Origin of the sequence: Streptomyces sp. NPDC005706 (assembly GCF_040631045.1) — a bacterium.
Taxonomy (GTDB): domain Bacteria; phylum Actinomycetota; class Actinomycetes; order Streptomycetales; family Streptomycetaceae; genus Streptomyces.
The window spans coordinates 19,250-33,022 of record NZ_JBEXYS010000049.1 but is presented as its reverse complement, the minus strand read 5'-3'; the positions used below and the strand labels follow the sequence as shown (position 1 = coordinate 33,022).

Annotated in this window: 14 protein-coding genes and 2 pseudogenes; 7 read left to right on the top strand and 9 right to left on the bottom strand. The window is 68.6% G+C overall.

Annotated features, from left to right (window positions below; all coding sequences use genetic code 11):
- The 4 genes from ABZ478_RS37750 to ABZ478_RS37735 all read right to left on the bottom strand — a co-directional run.
- A partial coding sequence (locus tag ABZ478_RS37750; protein ID WP_359557121.1) for a hypothetical protein occupies positions 1 to 182 on the bottom strand: 182 nt, incomplete at its 3' end.
- A 1,339-nt stretch (positions 183 to 1,521) separates the two neighbouring features.
- Entirely contained in the window at positions 1,522 to 1,665 is a 144-nt protein-coding gene (locus ABZ478_RS37745; protein ID WP_359557118.1) for a hypothetical protein, read from the bottom strand.
- 393 nt (positions 1,666 to 2,058) lie between these two features.
- Positions 2,059 to 2,532, bottom strand: coding sequence for a hypothetical protein (locus tag ABZ478_RS37740; protein WP_359557117.1), 474 nt, complete (start codon positions 2,530 to 2,532; stop codon positions 2,059 to 2,061).
- 263 nt (positions 2,533 to 2,795) lie between these two features.
- Positions 2,796 to 3,320 carry a hypothetical protein gene (locus ABZ478_RS37735; RefSeq protein WP_359557116.1) on the bottom strand — a complete coding sequence of 175 codons (525 nt, stop codon included), beginning with the start codon at positions 3,318 to 3,320 and terminating at the stop codon, positions 2,796 to 2,798.
- Between the two features lie 655 nt (positions 3,321 to 3,975).
- Between ABZ478_RS37735 and ABZ478_RS37730 the strand changes: the two genes are divergently transcribed.
- Both ABZ478_RS37730 and ABZ478_RS37725 read left to right on the top strand, forming a co-directional pair.
- Positions 3,976 to 4,695, top strand: a complete 720-nt coding sequence (locus ABZ478_RS37730) for a YoaK family protein (RefSeq protein WP_359557114.1) — start codon at positions 3,976 to 3,978, stop codon at positions 4,693 to 4,695.
- 82 nt (positions 4,696 to 4,777) lie between these two features.
- A pseudogene (locus ABZ478_RS37725) lies at positions 4,778 to 5,026 on the top strand (pyridoxal-phosphate dependent enzyme); the annotation flags it as partial.
- A gap of 85 nt (positions 5,027 to 5,111) precedes the next feature.
- On the opposite strand, the gene ABZ478_RS37720 reads toward ABZ478_RS37725, so the two are convergent.
- The 3 genes from ABZ478_RS37720 to ABZ478_RS37710 all read right to left on the bottom strand — a co-directional run bounded on the left by ABZ478_RS37720 (position 5,112) and on the right by ABZ478_RS37710 (position 9,048).
- Positions 5,112 to 5,801 (bottom strand): triacylglycerol lipase, encoded by a 690-nt coding sequence (locus ABZ478_RS37720; protein ID WP_359557112.1) that lies wholly within the window; start codon positions 5,799 to 5,801, stop codon positions 5,112 to 5,114.
- A 293-nt stretch (positions 5,802 to 6,094) separates the two neighbouring features.
- Positions 6,095 to 7,024: a hypothetical protein gene (locus ABZ478_RS37715; RefSeq protein ID WP_359557110.1), complete on the bottom strand. Its 930-nt coding sequence runs from the start codon at positions 7,022 to 7,024 to the stop codon at positions 6,095 to 6,097.
- Positions 7,025 to 7,368: 344 nt separating this feature from the next.
- Positions 7,369 to 9,048: a SpoIIE family protein phosphatase gene (locus ABZ478_RS37710; RefSeq protein WP_359557107.1), complete on the bottom strand. Its 1,680-nt coding sequence runs from the start codon at positions 9,046 to 9,048 to the stop codon at positions 7,369 to 7,371.
- Positions 9,049 to 9,944: 896 nt separating this feature from the next.
- On the opposite strand from ABZ478_RS37710, the gene ABZ478_RS37705 reads away from it, so the two are divergent.
- Positions 9,945 to 10,238 (top strand): hypothetical protein, encoded by a 294-nt coding sequence (locus tag ABZ478_RS37705; RefSeq protein ID WP_359557105.1) that lies wholly within the window; start codon positions 9,945 to 9,947, stop codon positions 10,236 to 10,238.
- A gap of 131 nt (positions 10,239 to 10,369) precedes the next feature.
- Here the strand turns inward: ABZ478_RS37705 and ABZ478_RS37700 are convergent, their stop codons facing one another.
- On the bottom strand, positions 10,370 to 10,729 hold the full coding sequence (locus tag ABZ478_RS37700) for a hypothetical protein (protein ID WP_359557102.1): 360 nt from the start codon (positions 10,727 to 10,729) through the stop codon (positions 10,370 to 10,372).
- A gap of 39 nt (positions 10,730 to 10,768) precedes the next feature.
- Here ABZ478_RS37700 and ABZ478_RS37695 point away from each other — a divergent pair, with 39 nt between their 5' ends.
- The 3 genes from ABZ478_RS37695 to ABZ478_RS37685 all read left to right on the top strand — a co-directional run bounded on the left by ABZ478_RS37695 (position 10,769) and on the right by ABZ478_RS37685 (position 12,796).
- Positions 10,769 to 11,233 carry an ATP-binding protein gene (locus ABZ478_RS37695; RefSeq protein ID WP_359557101.1) on the top strand — a complete coding sequence of 155 codons (465 nt, stop codon included), beginning with the start codon at positions 10,769 to 10,771 and terminating at the stop codon, positions 11,231 to 11,233.
- A gap of 328 nt (positions 11,234 to 11,561) precedes the next feature.
- Positions 11,562 to 11,864: an STAS domain-containing protein gene (locus tag ABZ478_RS37690; RefSeq protein ID WP_359557098.1), complete on the top strand. Its 303-nt coding sequence runs from the start codon at positions 11,562 to 11,564 to the stop codon at positions 11,862 to 11,864.
- A complete protein-coding gene (locus ABZ478_RS37685; protein ID WP_359557096.1) occupies positions 11,864 to 12,796 on the top strand; it encodes an anti-sigma factor RsbA family regulatory protein in 933 nt (310 codons plus the stop codon). Before ABZ478_RS37690 ends, ABZ478_RS37685 begins: the two co-directional genes overlap by 1 nt.
- A gap of 42 nt (positions 12,797 to 12,838) precedes the next feature.
- Here the strand turns inward: ABZ478_RS37685 and ABZ478_RS37680 are convergent.
- A pseudogene (locus tag ABZ478_RS37680) lies at positions 12,839 to 13,138 on the bottom strand (IS5/IS1182 family transposase); the annotation flags it as partial.
- Positions 13,139 to 13,210: 72 nt separating this feature from the next.
- On the opposite strand from ABZ478_RS37680, the gene ABZ478_RS37675 reads away from it, so the two are divergent.
- Positions 13,211 to 13,588, top strand: a complete 378-nt coding sequence (locus ABZ478_RS37675) for an STAS domain-containing protein (RefSeq protein WP_359557094.1) — start codon at positions 13,211 to 13,213, stop codon at positions 13,586 to 13,588.
- The last annotated feature ends 185 nt before the right edge of the window (positions 13,589 to 13,773 follow it).

Genomic DNA, 13,773 nt, shown 5'->3' with positions numbered 1-13,773 from the left:
TCCCGGTCGCCGGGCCAAGGAGCGATCCCAGCGGTTGTCAGCACTGCGTACAGGTTCAGGCGCCGCAGGTCGCGAGGATCGACTCGGCAGGCAATGCGGTCTGCGGGCTTGGGCGGCGCCAGCAGGAAGTCCTCCGCCGGGGCGTCGTCCAGCGCTCGGTCGGTTGAGGTGGTGGTCTGCATGAGCTCGCTCCGTTCTGCTTATGCTTCGTTCGCACGCCTCGCACCCTGGGGCCGAGTGTGCTGTGCACTTGGTTCGCTACCAGTCCTGGGCTTCTTGTGCCACCGTCGTCCATTGCCCCCGTGCCGGTGATCGGCACCAACGACAGTCCGCTTCCGCCCAGCTCTCGCGAGTACTGCCATCAAGGCGATAGGCGTCCGCCGGCCGGCGACGGCTGAGAAGTGGATCGGTGACGAAGAACCCAGCCGTCGTCAGAAGGGCACGAGTCAGGCGACGCCAACACTTTGGGAGGCGTCCGCAGTGCGGGCCCTTCACCTCCTCAGTCACCGACGCCGCGTCCCGGTGGCGGGCGTCGGTCGGCCAAGCGCTGTGACCGAGGGACACGCTCCCCAGCGTTTTGCCGGTACCGGGCACGCAAGCGGAAACACACAGGATCTCCCTGCAGGGCATGGGCGCGATCCTCCCGCGGCCACAGGCCGCGGACAGGGTTCACACGAAGGCGGTGACGGCCGGCTGGCCGCACACCCCACCCTCCCCTCCGACACGCCAAGTACGCGCAGTACACGAGCGTTGTTACACATCACCCGTAATTCCGTGACTCTTACCTGCATCCTCCATCAACACCCGGAATCCACCCTTTGATACCCCATCAGGCCGTACCACCGCCGCGAATGCCGCTCCGCAGTCCCACCACGCCACCCAGCCGACACCCGAAAGTGAGTGACAACCATCCGCACCCGGCGATGGCGGCGACAGCGGCGCCAAGGACCGCCATGTGCTTCAACGTGATGGCGCAACTCCAGGGCTCCGGTGACATCCCGAGGTCGGCGGGGCGGCTTTGGGCCTTAACTCACCGTGCTTCGACGGGCTGCGGCTCCGGTTGGCGGGTACGGAGATGGCGGCCGGCGCCGATACGTTGCTGGACCCGGCCATGGCTCAGCCGGCCTCGGCCGACAGCGGCGACGGACAGCCGCGGGCGCTGCCCGCCGATTCAGCTCCTGCCGAGCAGGGCGGCCGCCATGGACCCGACGGACTCACGCCACTCTGGCCGCAGTGAACGACGGCGTGCCGCTCTCGCCTCGCGGCGCCCGACGGCGGAGTCGTCCTGTCTTGGCGTCGTCACGCACCTGGCCGAGGCTGGGAGGGGCTCGAAAACGAAGCGATGCGCTGTGTCAGTGTCGGTGTCAGGCGATGACCGCGATGCGTTGACCGCGGAAATCGACACTCCGGCGGCCTCGTGCTCTTCAACGGTGAGGGACGACGGCAACGGCGGTTGCACGACGGACGGAAGACGCCTTCCGAGACAAGTCTGGTTCGGATCCGCCGCACGCAGACGCTCCGTCAGGACGGGCTGTCCGGTTGCTCCAGTGTCTTGTCGGGAGGCGAGGAAGGCGGGGACGGGGGGAACAGGAGGTTCTCGAAGGCGTCCAGCGCCAACATCGTGAGCATGAGCAGAACCGGGATGAGCAGGGCTAACACGGCCATGACGCCTCCCGGAGGGGAAGGACGCGGCGGTTGTCGGTCCGCTTCCACGATGGGCCGAACAGGGGAACGCCGCATGCCCGAAACGGCATAATGTAGGCCGTTCAGGTGAAATGCGCGGACGGATTCCAGGCCTATGACGGTCCGCTGACCGCTGGCCCGTCTCGTCCCGTCGTGTTCACCGCTGGCGGTGTCAGCTGCGGGTGTCACCAGCATCAGCTGTGAGTGTGAGGGAGCGGCCGCGGCTTGACGCGAGGTTGCGGAATGCGGAATGCGCGTGGGATCGCCTGCGGGACGACCGGATCGATCACTGCGGCCAGCGTTTGCCGGCGTCGCCGTCACTCCCCCGCCGTATGCAGGGCCGCGTTTGACATGCGCGACCCGCGTGATCTCGGTTCAGCGTCGGTGTGAGCCGTGAAGCACGCGTGAGCCTGCTCTGCCGCTCGCAGGGGTCGGGCGGAATCCGTGGCTGAAGTCCAGGGCCATGTCCAGGGCGAGGAAGTTCTGTCCGCTGCCCGTCCGAGCGCGCAGCAGGATCCGGTGCTCGGCAACCGGCACCGCTTCGGGGAGCTGGAGGTTCCATGTCTGCCGCCACGGTCCGGCAGCCGGCCTGAGGTCACCCGAGAGCCTCGCGCCCAGGCTCTCGAGCAGGTCGGGCAGTGTGCAGTTCCTCTCGAGCATCTTCACAGGCCCGAATTTCATGATCACTTTGCAGGTGACCCGGGTGAGGTCGACGGGCTCTTTGAGGTGGCCGTTCATCTCCCAGCAGGCCTGGTGTCCCAGCAAGGGCAGCGCCGGGGTCAGCGTGACGGCGAGGCGGTCCAGGACGTAGGTGCTGTCGCTCACGTCTTCCACAAGGCGGATGCTCATGTCACTCCTCACCCGTTTGCGGGCCGGGAAAGCGCCGGGCACACACCCGTGGCGGCGGCCTGAGAACACACACCGGCGGGCACAAAGCCGCAGGTGGACGGGCCGGTGAAGGCGAGGGGTGACCCCACGGTCACCGGATGCCGCGCCCTGACATCCGGCACCGGCAGGCTGTGGGGGACGTGACCGCCACACACATGGGTCAAACTGGTACCCCGGCCCGATTCCGGCGGGCCGGGGCTCCACAGAATGCGGGTGGCCGCGGACTAGTACTCGTCGTGGTGCCGCTTGATCACCCGGAAGCTGGCCACCACACCCTCGTCGATGTCGATGCCGTCGACGCAGCCCGGGTCCACGCCGTAGCTGGAGCTGTGCGGGCCGACGGTGGCGATGGGAGCGCCGTTGTCACAGACGGCCCCGCGGAAGACCTCGACGGCCTTGCGGCTTTCGTTGCGGACGTTCAGGGTCTTCGCGCCCAGGCCACTGACCACGGTGATGCAGTCACCGACGTGGGTGGAGTACGACCGCTCGTTGATCTGGATACGGCCCTCGTGATCCTCGTCCCTGTCGTCGCCCTTACCGTTGTTGCCCTCGTTGCCCTTGCTGTTGTTGCCCTCGTTGCCCTTGCTGTTGCTGTTCTGCCCGTTGCCGCCGCCGGGTGCCGCGGCAACGGCGGCCGGGACCTCCTGGGGTGCCGAAGCGGAGGCGGCCGAGGCGTAGGTGATGCCGGTCGCGGCCATAGCGGCGGCAGCCGACACAGCGGCGGTGACCACGGTCGAACGAAGCTTCATCTCACGATCTCCTGTCACACAGAGAGGCGCCGGCCCGTCGGGCCGACTCGTGAACGAATCTACCTACAGCTGACATGACGGGCATATCGAAAGATTAGGTATTGAGCTCCGAACAGGGTACTTTCCGGCCCTATCGGTAAACTGACGAGACATCACATCAGTGAGCGAAAAGGCGTATTGACATACCATTAGGCCTTCCAGGTGACATTCTGACGTCCACTCACTCGCGTTGCCGCGGCGCGTCGCTGCGCACCCGATGAACCGAGTCGTGTTAGGAGGGGGCCGCACGCTCAAGCCCGCTGTACCTCACCCGCAGGCAGGCGGCGCTGCGATCAACGCGGCCGGGACGGCTGCAGCAGGGGGCGCGTTCGACAGCAGCGCGCTCGCGCATCTGGCGAGCACGGCGGCCAGGGCGCGCCGTGCAAGGCGTGCGTTGAACGCGCCGTAGCGCCGATGCCAGGTACCGCTTCTGGTCGACGTACTGGCGTTTGGGGCCCTTCGCGTGCGCTACCCCGCAGCGCACGCCACGCTGCCGGCCGCCGCAGACCTGCCGGCGCCGGCCAAGACGATGTACCGGTCCAGCGCGGTAAGGCTTTGTACGCGGTGCAGGTGTCGACCGCAGGCCGTGCAGGTCGCGTCGTGCATGCTGTGCTGCATGGCTACGATCCATCGCCGTCCTGACACGCTGATCGTCGGGGCGCTTCTGGCGGTAGTCGGCGGGTTCCTGGACGCCTACACGTTCGTCCGGCACCACGTGTTTGCGAATCTGCAGTCGGGCAACGTGCTGCTGTTCTGCGTCGAGGCCACGGCCCGGCACTGGCACAGGGCGGTGTTGCTGCTCATCCCGGTCGTGGCCTTCGGCATCGGCGTGCTGCTGGTGGAAGTGCTCGGTCTGTCCCGCGTGGAGCGGCGTGTTCACCGACCGCTGCGACTTGTCGTCACACTGCAGATCGTCCTGCTGGCGCTGATCGCGGCACTGCCCGACGACGTGCCGGAACAAGTCACGACGGTGACGGTGTCGTTCGTGGCAGCGTTGCAGTTCTCGACCTTCACCACACTCCGCGACGCCCCCTACACGACGCTGGCGGAGAGCGGCAATCTACAGAAGGGCATTGCCGCCACGCACCGGTGGCTGGCGGCCGGAGAACCGGCGGCCGCCCGGCGCGCGGGCCGGTACGCCGTGATCATCGGGTCGTTCGCGGCCGGCGCGATGACGGGCGCGGCAATGACTCGTCTGGTCGGCGCACCGGCGGTCGGCGTGCCCGCCGGTCTGCTCACGGGCGTTCTCGCGCTGCTGATCCGGCAGACGCGGCAGTTGCAGCGCGGCGAGGCGAACACGGGGCCACCGCCACCGGGTTCACCGACCGCTCGCTGATCCGCCACCACGTCAACCGCGGCACAGGCCGACGCACCGCTCAGCGGCGTAGCGCTGCCGTTCCGCCGGATACGGCGCCGAGGTCATTGCCGGCCAGGGCACCGCGGCCCTCGAACTCCTGGAGGACACGGGAGAGCTCGACGCCCTCCTGGTGCCGGTCGGCGGCGGCGGCCTCATCGCCGGCAGCGCGACCGCGGCCAAGGCGCTGCACCCCGGCATCCGCGTGATCGGCGTGGAGCCGGAGGCGGGCGACGATACCCGGCTCTCCCTGGCCAGCGGCGCGCGCGTCACCATCCCCGTGCCCCGCAGCACGGCTCTGGGTATCGCGTTGGCGCTGGAGGTGGCCGCCCGGGCCGGCAGAGGCCGAGGCGAGCGGCTCATGGGGCCGCGGCCCCTGCCGGCTGGTCGAGGAGGCGTCAGTGGTTGATCATGTCCCGGGTCTGGGCGTAGACCGTCGCGTCGCTGAACAGGCCCGTGTGGCTGAGGCAGGCGGTCTTGGTGTTGGTCGCCCCGGACAGGGAGACGGAGCTGTCGGGGTTGATGACCGTGTCGCAGGGCGACCACCAGGTGGCGTAACGGGGTGAGTCCGGTGTCTCGTCGCCGGAGTTGAGGGCCGCGAGGAAACCGGAGCCGATGCGCATCTCGGTGCAGGAGGTGTCGAAGCAGCTGTTGGCGCTGTCGGTGCCGTGGTTCGGTCCGCCCAGTGACACCCAGGCGTCGACCTTGGAGGCGCCGCCAAGGTTCTTCAGGTAGTAGCGCGAGGAGAGCCCTCCCATGGAATGGCTGACGATGTCGACCTTGGCCGCACCGGTGGCCGTGAGAAGCCGATCGACCTCGGTGGACAACTGCTGGGCGGTCGTGGCATTCGACTGGCGCCAGTCGTAGGACCACTGGTCGAGGTAGGAGGACGGCCAGCCGTCGGTTCTGAAGCGGCCCGCCATGGTGTTCCAGTTGGTGGCGTCACCGGTGTAGCCGTGCACGAAGAGGACCGGGTTACTGGTCGAGTCGAAGGTGGAGCCGGGCGATGCCTGGGCGGGGAGGGAGGACTGCGTGGCGAGAAGAACGCCGGCCGCGGCTGCGGCCGCGATCGCGAGGGTTCGCTTCATGGGGGACTCCCGGGTGGGGTTCGGGGACGGCGCTCGACGGCGCGTTCTGGGAAAGGACAGCGCTGGGGGCGTTTCCCGGATCGCGGGAGCCGTGCCTGCGGGCGTGCGACGGCATGCCGGGGAGCCGGCTCGCCGTGCACGAGGGGGGAGGACACCGGTGTCATCGAGGGTGGCGTGAGCGTACTGACCGGTAGGTACGGGTGGTCAAGAGGCATGCGCGGAAATTCTTGACTCGGCCGACGCCTCGGCGCGGCGTTCCCGGTGCGGTGATGCCGGTTTCCACCGTTCGGTTCCTAAAGCGTGAACAGGTCCGTCAGATAAGTCGGTTCGGCCTCCACCTGCGCATACCGCCCGGTCTCCTTCGACCATGCGACGTTCCCAGCGGTGAGCGCGTGGAAGTCCCTGACGCAGCGCAGTGCGTCGTCGACGACGTCCTCGGTGAGGCCCGAACACGCCAGACGCCCGGGCAGGACCTGTTCGAGGTCGATGATGCGCTGGACGTATCCGGCCTGCATGACGGCCACTCGCTCCACCGCCTCCTGAAGGCCGCACCGGTGATGGTGACTGATCACCGTGACGGCGTTGAACGCATACTCGTGCGCGAGTTCCTTGGGCAGCGAATAGAGATCGTTGACGCAGGCGTTCGCGTAGATCACCGCCTCTCGCATGTCCGCGAAGGCCGGGTTCGCGTGCAGTCGGTCCGGCAGGTCCACATCGGTGGCCATTTCCACCAGGTCCAGGACGGCGTCGAACGCGAACGAGGCGCGTCGGTGGGCGAGGTATTGGTGCAGGCCGGGTATGCGTCCTTCTTCCCGATAGATCATCTCAGCCCGGTAGCTGTCGAAATACCACAGCAGGTGGGGAATGAATCTGCGCTGCCATGCGGAAGAACGGACAGCCGTCGTACGGCGCCACAGATCGGCCAGGGAGCGCGTCAGCCGCCCTCCCGTGACGGTTCCGTCGAAGACGGCGAACAACGGGCCGAACGCCTCCCGCCACCGCTCGGGCTGGTATCCCCGCACCGGGTCGTCGTCGAACTGGTCGTCCAGCTGGAACAGCCACGCGTTCCACTGGGTTATCAGTGTCAGTGCCTCCTGTGAGGCGTTCGGGCACAGCCACGCGGTGAGCCGGTCCACGCGAGTGCGATGCACATGCCGGCGCGCTTCCTCGGTGGGCACCAGACCGAACTCGTCCAGCCACACCTCAGTGGCCGCCGTGGCCACCCGGAGTTGCGGATTGAGCGCCGCCGGTACGGGTGTGCGGAGGTCCGGGATCCGGAAATTGTCCATACGTCAGCTCGCTTTCCGGTGCTTCTCTGCCGGTCGTGACATCCAGCCACATCGCCGATGCGGCACGCCCGAGGCCCGCATGGCGTCATGACCAAGCAACCCCGGCCACCCGACGTAAATTACCCTGCCTGGTGATGGCGTTCGACAGAGGTCTCGTTTCTCCGGTGCCATATCGCCCTTGGCGGGACAGCACCGCGCGGAACGGGCGAATTCCGCTGCGCGCTGACGCAAATAACCTGCGAATCAGGCCGGTTGGGAACAGGTGGGCCAGGAGCGGGTCAGCCGCGGTGTCCGCGCCGATGCAGCCGGGCCAGGAGCAGAGCGACGTCGTCCCCCAGGCTGTGATCCTTCCGCGTACCGGCGAGAAGGTCGTCCACAACGGTCTCCAGGTCCGCCGTGGGAGCGCCTCGCAAGCCTTCGAGGAACCTCTCTGTGCCCTGATCGATGTCCTTGTTCACGGCCTCGAGCAGGCCGTCTGTGGTAAGCGCGAGCACGCTGCCCGGAGCGATGCGCAGGCGGGTGGTCGGGTACCGCTGCTCCCGGTCGATTCCCAGGGGGAGCCCGCCCGGGACCTCCAGGAGGCGCGGCGGCTTGCGGGGTGTGACCAGCGCCGGTGCCGGATGACCCGCCCGGCACACCCGGAGCGTTCCGTCGAAGGGGTTGAGCGCTATGTAGCAGCATGTGGCGAACAGGGCCCTGTCCGGGTCGGTGTTCAGCTCGGCCAGCAGGCGGTTGGTGCGTTCCAGGACGGCCGCGGGCGGGTGTCCTTCGTTCGCGTAGGCATGTACGGCGGTACGCAGCCGCCCCATGAGGGACGCCGCGTGAACGCTGTGTCCCTGCACATCCCCTATGACCAGAGCGACGCCGCCGTCAGGCAGACTGATGGCGTCGTACCAGTCGCCACCGATCCACATGCCGGAGGTGGCGGCCTGGTAGCGGGCGGCGATGGTCACACCCGGCACCGTGAGCGGCCCACGCGGCAGCATGCCGCGCTGGAGCTCGGTGGCGAGTGCGTGTTCCGACTCGTACATGCCCGCCCGCTCCAGTGACTGGGCGAGCAGCCCCACGGCGGCGATCAGGAGGGCTCGCTCCTCGGGCAGGAACTCCTGCGGCTCGGGAAAACTGACGAGGCAGGAACTGACGCCGCCGCGCGAGTCCATGACCGGCAGTGCCGCCCACGCCTGCGGGGCCGACTGCGCGAGGGGTGCCAGGTGTGGATGAGCGGTGGTCAGCGCGTCCGCGGAGCCGATGAGAACGGGCGCCCCGCGGTCGAGCGACTGCTGCACGAGGGTGCGGGCCGTGGCGTCGAGGACCTGCGAGGAGTTCTCACCCCGCTCGTCGTCGGAGCACGAGGCGACGACGGTCGGCCGGTTCCCCTCCAGGGCGATCACCGCCAGCGCGTCCGCCCCGAAGGCCCGCAATCCCGCCCGTGCGGCGGCCATGATGTCCTTGACGGTCACCGCGGCGGCCAGGGCCGCGGTCAGCTCCCGCATCCAGCGGTCACGGGTCGCACGCTCGTACAACCGCCGCCTCTCCTCCTCGTGGCGTTCGTGCACGGCCGTGGTGTCCATGACCACTCCGACCATGCGGGCCGGCAGCCCGTCGGCGCCGGGCAGGACGCGGCCCCGGGCTTCCAGGGACCGGTGCCGGCCGTCGTCGGAGGTGACGCGGTACTCGATCTGGTAGTTGCCGCAGGACTTCGCTATAAGTCCCAAGCCGTCGCGCACGTCGGCCAGATCCGCCTCGTGCACTGCGGCCAGGAAGCTCGAGATGTCCGACGGGCCGCTCTCGGGCATGCCGTGCAGCGTGAGGGTGAGGGGATCGCAGCTCACCTCGCCTGTGGCGATCTCCCAGGAGTAGAAGCCCGCCTGCACGATGCTCGCGCTGGCCTGGAAGGCGCCGGAACCGGACTCATCTTCCCGGCGCACGGCAGTACGCACCGATCCGAAGTCTTTCACTGGCTCTCCCTGCCGCGGCGTGAACTTCCCTCTGAGGGATCAACGGTGCTCGACCGGATCAGCCACGCACTGTAGTGAGTGGTCGATGAAAACCGGCCAGTGCGGCGCTTCGAGAGCCTACGCAACTGCGACACCGTCCCTCCTCGATGTGATCGGGGCTCTCGCGGAGGAGTGCGTTCCCGCTCTTTCAGGAAAGATCGCCTGACCGACCCGACTGTGGCCGGATCGTGCGCATGGTAGTGACTTTTCCGATCTTGCGCCAGACACCCCACCCGGCAGACCGGTGCCCGCACCCTCGGCCTCACCGCGAAGTCCCCCCGACTGCCCCTTCGTCAGGACACGTCCATTCACGGTGACCTGCGCAACCCGGTGATGATGCGCCCGTCTTCGTCTGGCTGGACGTGTGGCTTCCGCATCCCTCGGGACCGCACCGCACGCCTGCCGGTGCCATCGTCGGCCTTGGCCAGGTCGGCGAGGTGGGCGGCGGTGAACCTTTCTGGTGACCGTGGGATGCACCCTGATGGGCCGACGCCGTGGCCAGTCCGTGGCGAGCGAGAAGACGGACGAGCAGGAACACGCCTGAATCCACCGGCTGGTGAGCACCGAGACTCGGCCGGCGGAACCCTGCCGCTGTGAAGCAGGCAGCATCGTCCCGGGCGCCCCGAGCCCGCTGCGCGGGGCGAGCGAGGCTCGCTGACGTAGGGTGTCATCGGTGAGGCTTCGGCCCAGCCCAGCAGCAACCCGCCCGACTGACGGCACCCGTCCGGGGGCCCCGTCTCCGCCATCTTCTCGGACCTCGACCGAACATCTTGCGTACCAACCGCGTGCAGCTGACGATCCCTGGCTCGGCACGCAGCGAGCGGTAGGGGTGCGCTTCGAAAGTGCTGGTCACAGCCATGCGTAGCGAAAGCCACTGGCGCCAGCGCACCGGCTTCGACAAGCTGCGACACATGGACTGGACGCCCCTGCTCTCCACGCTGACCGGTGCCGTCATCGGCATCGCAGCCACTCTGATCGCCGACCGCAACCGGTGGCGGCGGGAGGAAGCCAGGCCTGCTGCGGACCGCGGGGGACGTCGCTACGGTCGCTTGCGCGGGTGGGTGGAAGTCATGGCCGTGCCGTCCTCGCGGCAGGTCCCACGATCCGTCGCCCGCTGGGTGGCGTGGCCGCCGAGCCGCGGTGTCGCGTAGCCGCCGCGCCTTTCGGCACTCCACCGATCGGCCTGACGTCCTGACGTACGGACAGGTGTGAGCCGAACAGAGCAGTGAGGCCCGACCGGCCCAGGCCGGTCGGGCCTCTTCGTGTGCCGTGTCCCGGTGGGTCAGTGGTCGGAGTAGCTGAAGTCGCCCACGGTCCAGGCACTGACGTCCTCGATCGCGACGCGGTACATCCCGCCCGTCTCCGGGATCCCCACCGGCCCCTGCAGGATCCGGGCGACGTGGAAGTGCAGATGCGTGGGCGGCCCGGCCTGCCTCGCGGGGGTGTCGAAGACAGCGGAGAACTCGCTCAGCCGGGCGGAGTCCGTCAGCACCTCCCTCACCCTCTGCCTCCACATGGCTTCAGGAGCCAGCCGACCGGTGATGACAGCACCACCGGCGACCACGGTCAGGGACATCTGACTGCTCTGCCCGGACTCCACAAGGGCGGCGATGTCAATGATCAGCTCGTCAGGCTTCGGCATGGGATCGGATTCTATCCCCCTCCACGCTGGAGGAAGCTCGTGAGAGGCGAACCGACCATTGCATCCTGCGAGTCGCGTTTCCCCGCGGTCACGGCGAGCATCGCAGCCGCCCGGCACTTGGTCCGCGACGGTGTGGAAGGCTTCGGCGGGCCGCTGCGTCGGCACCCGGTGATCCAGACCGCCGAACTGCTCGTCTCGGAACTGATCACCAACGCTATCCGCCACGGCGTCGGCCCACCTCTCGTCCGACTCACCTGGTCCGGTCGGCTGCTGCGCGTCGCGGTCAGCGATCACAGCGACCGTCAGCCCCGCATACGCGCCACTTCGAGCACCGAGCCCGGCGGCTTCGGCATGCAGCTCCTCGAACGACTCGCCCTACGCTGGGGCGTCACCCCACTCCACCCCGGCAAAAGGGTCTGGGCGGAACTCAGCCTCGGCTCCTGGTCGCCCCTCCTCGACACGAATCGCCACTACGGGAAGACTCCGACGGAGCCGGTCCCCTGACCCGCCATAGCTCGCCTCACCGGGACCCCTGCCGCCTCTGCCGGGCCCTGTGGCCTGCTTTTCAGGTCGAAGGTCAAGATGCGATCTGCAACCCTCGCACGGATGCTCGCACGGATGAGAGGAGCCGATCACAGTTCGCGCCGGACGCGAGAGGACTGCGGGCTGCACTCCATCTTTTGGCCAGGCTGGGCGTCCTCGGTGCCCGGCCGGGTATCGTGCCAGCTGATCGACAGGGGCCGCGGTGCGGCCGAACCCGGGGAACTGGGGGAAGAGCGTGGGTGTCCCATCTGGCGTGGGCGGGTCAGCCGCAGCGCCGCGACGTGGCGCGGTGCTGCAGATCGATCCGTTGGCTGACAATGCGGGGCTGGGGGTGATCGGGGAGATCAGCGTGAACACACGGACCGTTTGGCAGCAGGCTCTCAAGCAACTGGTCGAGCGTCGCACGGACGTGCTGCATGTGGATCTGTCCCGGGTGAGGTTCGTCGATGTGGCCGGCGTAACGGACCTGGCGGTCACTGCCGAGCGTCTCCCCGAAGGACAGCGGATCGTGCTTCACCGACCTCCGGCGCAAGTGCCACGCATCCTTGAGCTTTTCTGGCCCGGGCTTGCCGCGATCGAGGTGGCTGCGTGATGAGCACAGCCACCCCGCACGAGCCGTTCGTTCACCCGGCGCTCTTCTACCTCGGCAGCGACCAGTACCTCGCGGGAACGGTTCCCTTCCTGCGAGAAGGGTTGGACGCCGGTGAGCCCGCAGCCGTCGCCGCCCCGCCTGATCGCCTGGAGCTGATCCGCGAGGGGCTCGGGGAGCGAGCAGCAGAGGTCCGCTTCATCGACATGACCGAGGCCGGCCGCAACCCCGGCCGCATCATCCCCAGTGTGCTGCGCAAGTTCGCCGACGCCCACACGGGGGCCCGCCGGGTCCGCATCATCGGCGAGCCGATCTGGCAGAGTCGTTCCGCCGTCGAGTACCCGGCGTGCGTCCAGCACGAGGCGCTGATCAACGCCGCTTTCGCCGGGCGCAGGGTAACCATCTTGTGCCCCTACGACGCCGACCGGCTGGAGAAGCAGGCCCTCAGTGACGCCTTGGCGACCCACCCGGTCGTCATCGACGCGGATGGCGTGACGCAGTCTGCCGCCTACAGCCCCGAGCAGGTCATCGCCCGCTACAACGAGCCCCTGCTCGCCCCACCTGTTGCCGCGGCCTGCCCTTTCGCCGCCCAGACGCTGCCCGACGCCCGCGACTTCGCCGTGTCCCAGGCGCGGTCCCTGGGCGTGCCCGGCGTGAAGCTGGGGGATCTGGAACTCGCGGTGGCGGAGCTGACCACCAACAGCGTCGTCCACGGTGCTGGCTCGGGGACACTGCGGATCTGGGCCGAGAGCGACCGGATCGTCTGCGAGGTCCACGACGGCGGACAGTTGACCGATCCCCTGGCCGGCCGCCGCCCGCCGAATCCCACGCAGCCTGGTGGCCGTGGCCTCCTACTCGTCCACCAACTCGCCGACCTCGTCCGTGTCCACACCGGCCCCGACGGCACCACCGTTCGCTGCTACCTCCCCACCTGACCAGGACAACGTGGCGGCCCCGCTCACACTTACCCGGTGCAGCGCCAGAGGACGCGGGCCACCCTCCTCAGCCGGGTGGATCTTGCGAGTAAGGCCACCCCGAGAGCGCCGCAGTCCCCCGTCGGGACGGTGCTGCCGGGGTATCGCTCTCCGTCTCGGAATCCGGGGAGTTGTGCCCGGTGCTCCGGCCGCGTGCTGGTGGGCCTGGCAGGAGGTGGAGTCCCAGCTGACCATGCTCCAGTCGATCCGGCCCTCGGCATCGGCATCCGCCAGGACCGCCTGGAAGATCCGGTCCCAGGTGCCATCCGCCGACCAGCGGCGATGACGCTCCCCCTCCGTCTCACCCGGGCATCGCCCAATACATGCGGGGCAGCGGATTCCGGATGAAGACTGGGCTGTGCCAGGATCACCGACATGGCCGAGGAAGAAGTGACGGACACCGAACAGGCTGCGCAGCCGGAGCAACTGTCCATCGTGGCCACCACCACCGACGGCATCCACGTCCTGACAGTGGCCGGAGAGATCGACCACCACACCGGTGACACGCTCGGCCAGGCCCTGGACCACACCGGCACGCCCCGCCCCCATGTCGTCGTACATATGCGACAGGTGGCCTTCATGGACTCCACCGGCATCAACATCCTCATCGCCGCACACCGCGCCCTCACCGAGGCCGACGGCTGGCTCCGCCTGGCAAGCCCGACAGGCGTGGTGCTGCGCACCCTGCGACTCGTCGGCGTCGACACCGTCATCGACTGCCACGAAACCCTCGACCAAGCGCTGACCAACTGACCCCTCGCCGGCCGACCGGGGTCGAGGCCGTCGGCTTGCGCCGGATGAGAGCTCACCCACCCGAACAAGCGGCCCGGTGGACGGCAATGAGGACGGTGAGGCGCGGGTTGAACCCCTCTGCCTCCTGCAGGGCCGGATCGGGCATCGAGTCGTCGACGGCACAGCCGAGGGCGGGACATCCGGTG

Excerpts from the sequence above, each read along its gene's own strand:
- ABZ478_RS37745 (WP_359557118.1), bottom strand. The coding sequence starts at position 1,665 with ATGGCCGTGTTAGCCCTGCTCATCCCGGTTCTGCTCATGCTCACGATG.
- ABZ478_RS37740 (WP_359557117.1), bottom strand. The coding sequence starts at position 2,532 with ATGAGCATCCGCCTTGTGGAAGACGTGAGCGACAGCACCTACGTCCTG.
- ABZ478_RS37735 (WP_359557116.1), bottom strand. The coding sequence starts at position 3,320 with ATGAAGCTTCGTTCGACCGTGGTCACCGCCGCTGTGTCGGCTGCCGCC.
- ABZ478_RS37730 (WP_359557114.1), top strand. The coding sequence starts at position 3,976 with ATGGCTACGATCCATCGCCGTCCTGACACGCTGATCGTCGGGGCGCTT.
- ABZ478_RS37720 (WP_359557112.1), bottom strand. The coding sequence starts at position 5,801 with ATGAAGCGAACCCTCGCGATCGCGGCCGCAGCCGCGGCCGGCGTTCTT.
- ABZ478_RS37705 (WP_359557105.1), top strand. The coding sequence starts at position 9,945 with ATGCGTAGCGAAAGCCACTGGCGCCAGCGCACCGGCTTCGACAAGCTG.
- ABZ478_RS37700 (WP_359557102.1), bottom strand. The coding sequence starts at position 10,729 with ATGCCGAAGCCTGACGAGCTGATCATTGACATCGCCGCCCTTGTGGAG.
- ABZ478_RS37685 (WP_359557096.1), top strand. The coding sequence starts at position 11,864 with ATGAGCACAGCCACCCCGCACGAGCCGTTCGTTCACCCGGCGCTCTTC.
- ABZ478_RS37675 (WP_359557094.1), top strand. The coding sequence starts at position 13,211 with ATGGCCGAGGAAGAAGTGACGGACACCGAACAGGCTGCGCAGCCGGAG.